The following is a 6,116-nucleotide window of genomic DNA, read 5'->3' as shown; positions in this document are numbered from 1 at the left end:
GATCTCCGCGTGTCATGGCCTTCTTCTACCAGCAGCAGCACCGCCGAAGCGCCCGAATCCACGAACTCATGATCTGAATTCAGAACAGTCCCTAGCGGAATCGGGTGTCGCCCGGGGCCGTCGGCGGAGGTGCCGGCGGCCCCGGGCGTTCCCGGCGGCGTGCGGGGGGTGTGGGGGTGTGGGGGTGTGGGGGTGTGGGGGTGTGGGGGCTCCCCGTGTTCCGGGCGGTCGTCAGGCGAGGTCGATGCCCGGGTAGAGGGGGTACGGGGTGAGGAGGTCGGCGGCGCGCTTGGCGGTGGCGTCGCGGAGGGCGGCGTCGAGGGTGTAACCGGCCTTGGACGGGGTGCCGTTGGCGGCGGTGGTGGGGATGGTGGCGCGCAGGACGGTGTCGATCAGTTCGGCGATCTCGTCCATCTCGGCAGCGCCGAGGCCGCGGGTGGTGAGGGCGGGGGTGCCGAGGCGGATGCCGGAGGTGTACCAGGCACCGTTGGGGTCCTGCGGGACGGAGTTGCGATTGGTGACGATGCCCGAGTCGAGCAGTGCCGCCTCGGCCTGCCGGCCGGTCAGGCCGTAGCCGGAGACGTCGGCGAGGACGAGGTGGTTGTCGGTACCGCCGGTGACCAGCTTGGTGCCGCGGCGCAGCAGGCCCTCGGCGAGGGCCTGGGCGTTGGCGACGACGGCGTGGGCGTAGGCCTGGAACTCGGGGCGGCGGGCCTCGGCGAAGGCGACGGCCTTGGCGGCCATGACGTGCGAGAGCGGGCCGCCGAGCACCAGCGGGCAGCCGCGGTCGACGTGTTCGGCCAGCTCGGCGGTGCAGAGCACCATGCCGCCGCGCGGGCCGCGCAGGGACTTGTGGGTGGTCGTGGTGACGATGTGGGCGTGCGGGACGGGATCGTGGTCGCCGGTCAGCACCTTGCCCGCGACCAGGCCGGCGAAGTGCGCCATGTCGACCATGAGGGTGGCGCCGACCTCGTCCGCGATCTCGCGCATCAGACGGAAGTTGACCAGCCGCGGGTAGGCGGAGTAGCCGGCGACGATGATCAGCGGGCGGAACTCGCGGGCGGTCTCGCGCAGCGCGTCGTAGTCGATCAGGCCGGTGGCCGGGTCGGTGCCGTAGCTGCGCTGCTCGAACATCTTGCCCGAGATGTTGGGGCGGAAGCCGTGGGTGAGGTGGCCGCCGGTGTCGAGGGACATGCCGAGCATGCGCTGGTTGCCGAGCTCGTGGCGCAGCTGTGCCCAGTCCTCCTCGGTGAGGTCGTTGACGTTGCGGACCCGGGCCCGCTCGAGAGCCGGGCTCTCGACCCGCTGGGACAGGACGGCCCAGAAGGCGGTGAGGTTGGCGTCGATGCCGGAGTGCGGCTGGACGTAGGCGTGGTCGGCGCCGAACAGCTCGCGGGCGTGCTCGGCGGCGAGGGTCTCGACGGTGTCGACGTTGCGGCAGCCCGCGTAGAAGCGGCGGCCGGCGGTGCCCTCGGCGTACTTGTCGCTGAGCCAGTTGCCCATGGCGAGGAGGACGGCCGGGGAGGCGTAGTTCTCGCTGGCGATCAGCTTCAGCGAGGCGCGCTGGTCGGCGAGTTCCCGGCCGATGGCGGCGGCGATCCGCGGTTCGACGGCGGCGACCACGTCGAGGGCGCTGCGGAAGGCGGTGTCGGCGGCGGGGGTCGCGGCGGTGTGGGGCTGCTGGGCCAAGGCGGTCTCCTGACGGGGATGCGGATGGCCCAGGCGCTCGGCAACTTCACGTGAGGTTTCACGAGGCTGCTTCCCGATGGTTGATTCCATCCCTACGCGCCAGTCGCAGCCCACCGGGATCGTATCAACATCGGACGGACTGTGGCGGAGGTCTCAGAATGCGGAACGCCCGGTCCGATTTGTCATCTTATGTCCGTTTCTTTTGCGACGCCGGTGTTGCGGCGAAATGAAGCCGCCACATTTCCCGAAACAGTGCCGCAGGAATACCAACGAGCGCCCGGAAGGTGATTTGCGGTCCCTCGGACGCATCCGATCAAATGTCGTTCGAACAGCCCACGGGAAACCCCGTAGGCCGTACCGGAAATGCACACCAGCGCACCCTCACCCATGGGCGGCGGAGAATTCGGGGGTTACGCCTCATGGCAGTGGTCGACACAGTCCCCAGTCCCTACGGCCGGGCCCGCGACCGCCGCGGCCCCGAGCCCGCTCCGCCGGATCCTGCGGAACCGGGTCGGTGCCGCCGCCCTGGCCGTCGTGCTGCTGTTCCTGCTGCTCGCCGTCGCGGCCCCGCTGATCGCCGCGCTGTACGGGAAGAACCCGGTCGAGCACTACGGCCAGAACACTCCGGGCCTGCTCAGCGACGGCGGCCTGCCGATGCTGCCGAACGGCGGGATCTCCGGAGATTTCTGGTTCGGCCTGGAGCCCGGCCTCGGCCGGGACGTGTTCACCCAGCTGCTGTACGGCATCCGCACCTCTCTGCTGATCGCCTTCGCCGCCGCCACCGTGACCACCGCACTGGGCGTCCTGGCCGGCGTCGCGGTCGGCTATCTCGGTGGAATCGCGGACCGGCTGTTCGGATTCCTCGCCAATGCGCTGCTGGCCTTTCCGACCCTGCTCCTACTGCTCGCACTCAGCCCGGTCATCCAGTCCCGGCTGGTCGATCCGGGCGCCGCGGAACCGGAGTGGATGCAGTTCCTGGTGCTGATCCTGGTTTTCTCCGTGTTCGGCTGGATTCCGCTCGCACTTTCCCTTCGGGCCACTGTGCGCTCGCTCCGGGAAAGGGATTTCGTGCAGTCCGCCCGGGCCCAGGGCGCGAGCCGGCTCCATGTCGTCGTCCACGAACTGCTGCCGAATGTGCGCTCGCAGCTGCTGGTCCACGCCACCATGGCGGTGCCGGGCTACGTCGCCTCCGAGGCCGCGCTGTCCTTCCTCGGTGTCGGCATCACCGAGCCGGTCCCGGACTGGGGGCGGATGATCTCGCGCGGTTCGGAGGTCTTCCAGGCCGACCCCACCTACCTGGTCTTCCCCGGGACGGCGCTGCTGCTGTTCGCGATCGCCTTCAACCTGCTCGGCGACGCCGTCCGGGACGCGCTGGATCCGCGTGCCGGCGTCCGCTGAGACCTGCTGAACCCTGCTGAATCCGCTCAGCCCTGCTCAATCCGCTGAGTCCCGCTGCGTCCGCTGAGCCACACCCTTCCCATCCGTCAACCCGAACCGTCCCCGGCGCGATCCGCCGGGGCGAGGAGAGATTCGCCATGCGCTGGACCAGACCGTCCCTCGCCGTCACCGCCACCGTCCTGCTGGCGACCTCCTGCTCGGCCGGCGCGGGCAGCACCGGCTCCTCCGGCGCCGGGGCCTCCGCCAAGGAGACCTCCCCGCTGACCGCCGTGCTCGGCACCGAGCAGGACAGCGCCGGGCCGGCCCCCGCCGTCCCGGGCGCCCGCGCGGGCGGCACGCTGAACGTGTACAACAGCGTCGAGTTCCGCCACCTCGACCCGCAGAAGGTCTACGCGGGCGCCACCTACAACGCCTCGCTGCTCTGGGGGCGCCAGCTGACGCAATATCAGATTGTGGACGGCAACGCCAAGTTGGTCGGCGACCTGGCCACCGACACCGGCACCTCCGCCGACGGCGGGCGCACCTGGACGTACCGGCTCAAGCAGGGCGTGGCCTGGGAGGACGGCAAGCCGATCACCGCCCAGGACGTCAAGTACGGCATCGAACGCACCTTCGGCAAGGGCTACGAGGTCGGCCCGCCCTACTGGCCGCAGTGGCTCACCGGCGAGGCGAACTACGAGGCGGCGCGCGCCCAGTACGCGGGCCCGCAGGACGGCGACCTGGCCGCGATCGAGACCCCGGACGAGCGCACCGTCGTCTTCCACTTCCCGCAACCGCAGGCCGACGTCCCGTACATGGCCGCGCAGTCCTCCTCCTCGCCGGTGCGCCGGGACAAGGACACCGGGACGGACTACGACCGCCGGCCGTTCGCCACCGGCCCGTACCGGATCGTCGAGCACGTCCAGAACACCCGGATGGTGCTGGAGCGCAACCCGGCGTGGAAGCCCGAGACCGACCCGATCCGCAACCAGTACCCGGACAAGTTCGTCTTCACGTACGGCAAGGAGGCGCTCAACCTCAACCAGGAGATCCTCTCCGGGCGGGACGGCGGCGCCAACGCCACCACCGCCGCCGACACCCTCTCCCCCGAGCTGTACCAGACGGCCGACACCGACCCGAAGGCCAAGGAACTGGTCGTCTCCGGCCGCCAGGGCGCCTTCGTCACCCAGCTGGTGATCAACAACGAGCGGGTGCCGGACCTCGAGGTCCGCAAGGCCCTGAACCTGGCCTACCCGCGTCAGCAGGCCCGCCAGGTCCAGGGCGGCGCCCGGACCGGCGAACCGGCCACCACGCTCAGCTCGCCCGCGCTGATCGACTGGCAGAAGTACGACCTCTACCCGGCCAAGCCCGAAGGCGACCCGGAGGCCGCCAAGGCCGAACTCGCCAAGGCCAAGCAGGCGCCGGGCAGCCTCACCTACGGGTACAAGAACACGCCGAACGGGCAGCGCGTCGCACAGGTCCTGGTGGACGGCTTCGCCAAGGCGGGGATCACCGTCGTGCCCAAGCCGATCGACCCCAAGGCCTTCCTCGACGAGGTGCACCGCGCCGACTCCCCGTACGACCTGTTCGAGGAGACCTCGTCGGTCGACTGGCCCACCCCGTCCACGCTGATCCCGTTCTCCTTCGACGGCCGCGCCGGCGGCGACATCAACTCCGCGCGCTACCGCAACCCGGAGGTGGAGAAGGAGATCGACCGGATCAACCGGATCGGCGAGCCGCGCGCCAAGGCCAAGGAGCTGTACGCGCTGGAGCAGACAGTGATGAAGGACCTGCCGGTGCTGCCGTTCGCCTACCCGACCGTCAGCCAGCCGCGCGGCAGCAACGTCGGCGGGGCGTTCATCCACCCGATCTACGGGACGGTCTCGCTGGCCTGGCTGTACCTGAAGTCCTGAGCTGTACCTGACGTCCTGAGTGGACGGGGCCCGCTCCCACCCCCTGCCGGTGGGCGGGGCGCGGGCCCCGCTCCCCCGTCGTCTCCTTCCCCCGTCGTCTCCTTCCCCTGCCACGTCGACCCCCGGACCGACCATGCTCTCCTTCGTCCTGCGGCGGACCGTCCAGGCCCTCGCCGTCCTGGTCGCGGTCTCCGCCGCCGCCTTCGCCCTCTTCTACGCCGCACCCGCCGACCCCGCCCGCGCCGCCTGCGGCCCGCGCTGCGACAGCGGACAGGTCGCGGCGGTGCGCCAGAGCATGGGCCTGGACCAGCCGCTCCTCGCCCAGTACACCGACTACCTGGTCGGGGTCGTCGCCGGGCGGGACATCAACGACGTGGACGGCTCGGCCCTCCACTGCGCCGCGCCCTGCCTCGGCTACTCCTACCGACTGCACCAGCCCGTCAGTGAGGCGCTGGCCGACCACCTGCCGGTCACCTTCTCGCTGACCGCCGGGGCGCTGGCCGTCCTGCTGGTGCTCGGCCTCGGCGCCGGCTTCGTCTCCGCGCTGCGACACGGACGGCGGACCGACCGGCTGCTGTCCGGCTTCACCCTGGTCGGCGCCAGCGTGCAGATCTACTTCCTCGGATACCTCGCGCAGTGGCTCCTGGTCTACTCCACCGGCCTTCTGCCGCTGCCCTCGTACACCGCGCCGGCCGAGGACCCGGCGGCCTGGGCGGGCGGGATGCTGCTCCCCTGGCTCGTCCTCGGCTTCGTCAACTCGGCCGTTTTCGCCCGGCTTTCGCGTTCGCAGCTGCTGGAGACGATGAACGAGGAGTACGTCCGCACGGCCCGTGGCAAGGGCCTCGGACAGCTGCGCGCCCACCTCAAGTACACCTCGCGCGGCGCCGCCGGGCCGCTGGTGCAGCTGCTCGGGCTGGAGGCCGGGGCGCTGCTCGGCGGGGCGGTGATCACCGAGACCGTGTTCGGACTGAACGGGGTCGGGCGGTTCGCCGCGCAGGCCGTGGCCGGGCAGGACCTGCCCGCCGTGGTCGGCGCGGTGCTGCTGGCCGCCTGCTTCGTGGTGCTGTTCGTCACGCTGGCCGACCTCGTGGTGGCCTGGCTCGACCCGCGTGTCCGGCTGAGCTGAGGGGAGTCCTG

The 6,116-nt window shown here is 71.0% G+C and carries 4 protein-coding genes and 1 riboswitch; of the genes, 3 read left to right on the top strand and 1 reads right to left on the bottom strand.

Annotation, left to right across the window (positions count from 1 at the left end; translation table 11 throughout):
• Positions 1-231 precede the first annotated feature (231 nt).
• Entirely contained in the window at positions 232-1,689 is a 1,458-nt protein-coding gene (locus tag ACZ52R_RS17660) for a glycine hydroxymethyltransferase (protein ID WP_465619926.1), read from the bottom strand.
• A 20-nt stretch (positions 1,690-1,709) separates the two neighbouring features.
• Positions 1,710-1,806, bottom strand: a riboswitch (ZMP/ZTP riboswitch).
• Between the two features lie 270 nt (positions 1,807-2,076).
• Between ACZ52R_RS17660 and ACZ52R_RS17655 the strand changes: the two genes are divergently transcribed.
• From ACZ52R_RS17655 to ACZ52R_RS17645, 3 genes are all read left to right on the top strand, one after another.
• Positions 2,077-3,087, top strand: coding sequence for an ABC transporter permease (locus ACZ52R_RS17655; RefSeq protein WP_465664193.1), 1,011 nt, complete (start codon positions 2,077-2,079; stop codon positions 3,085-3,087).
• Positions 3,088-3,224: 137 nt separating this feature from the next.
• The gene (locus ACZ52R_RS17650; protein ID WP_465664194.1) at positions 3,225-4,979 is read left to right on the top strand and encodes an ABC transporter substrate-binding protein; all 1,755 of its coding nucleotides are present in this window, start codon (positions 3,225-3,227) and stop codon (positions 4,977-4,979) included.
• 133 nt (positions 4,980-5,112) lie between these two features.
• Positions 5,113-6,105, top strand: a complete 993-nt coding sequence (locus ACZ52R_RS17645) for an ABC transporter permease (RefSeq protein WP_465619922.1) — start codon at positions 5,113-5,115, stop codon at positions 6,103-6,105.
• The last annotated feature ends 11 nt before the right edge of the window (positions 6,106-6,116 follow it).

It is taken from the genome of Kitasatospora sp. NPDC034023 (assembly GCF_055575795.1).
The sequence above is the reverse complement of the archived record's forward strand: the minus strand, read 5'-3'. Positions and strand labels throughout refer to the sequence as shown.

Coding starts and splice junctions, on each gene's coding strand:
- ACZ52R_RS17655 (WP_465664193.1), top strand. CDS start 2,077: ATGGGCGGCGGAGAATTCGGGGGTTACGCCTCATGGCAGTGGTCGACA.
- ACZ52R_RS17650 (WP_465664194.1), top strand. CDS start 3,225: ATGCGCTGGACCAGACCGTCCCTCGCCGTCACCGCCACCGTCCTGCTG.
- ACZ52R_RS17645 (WP_465619922.1), top strand. CDS start 5,113: ATGCTCTCCTTCGTCCTGCGGCGGACCGTCCAGGCCCTCGCCGTCCTG.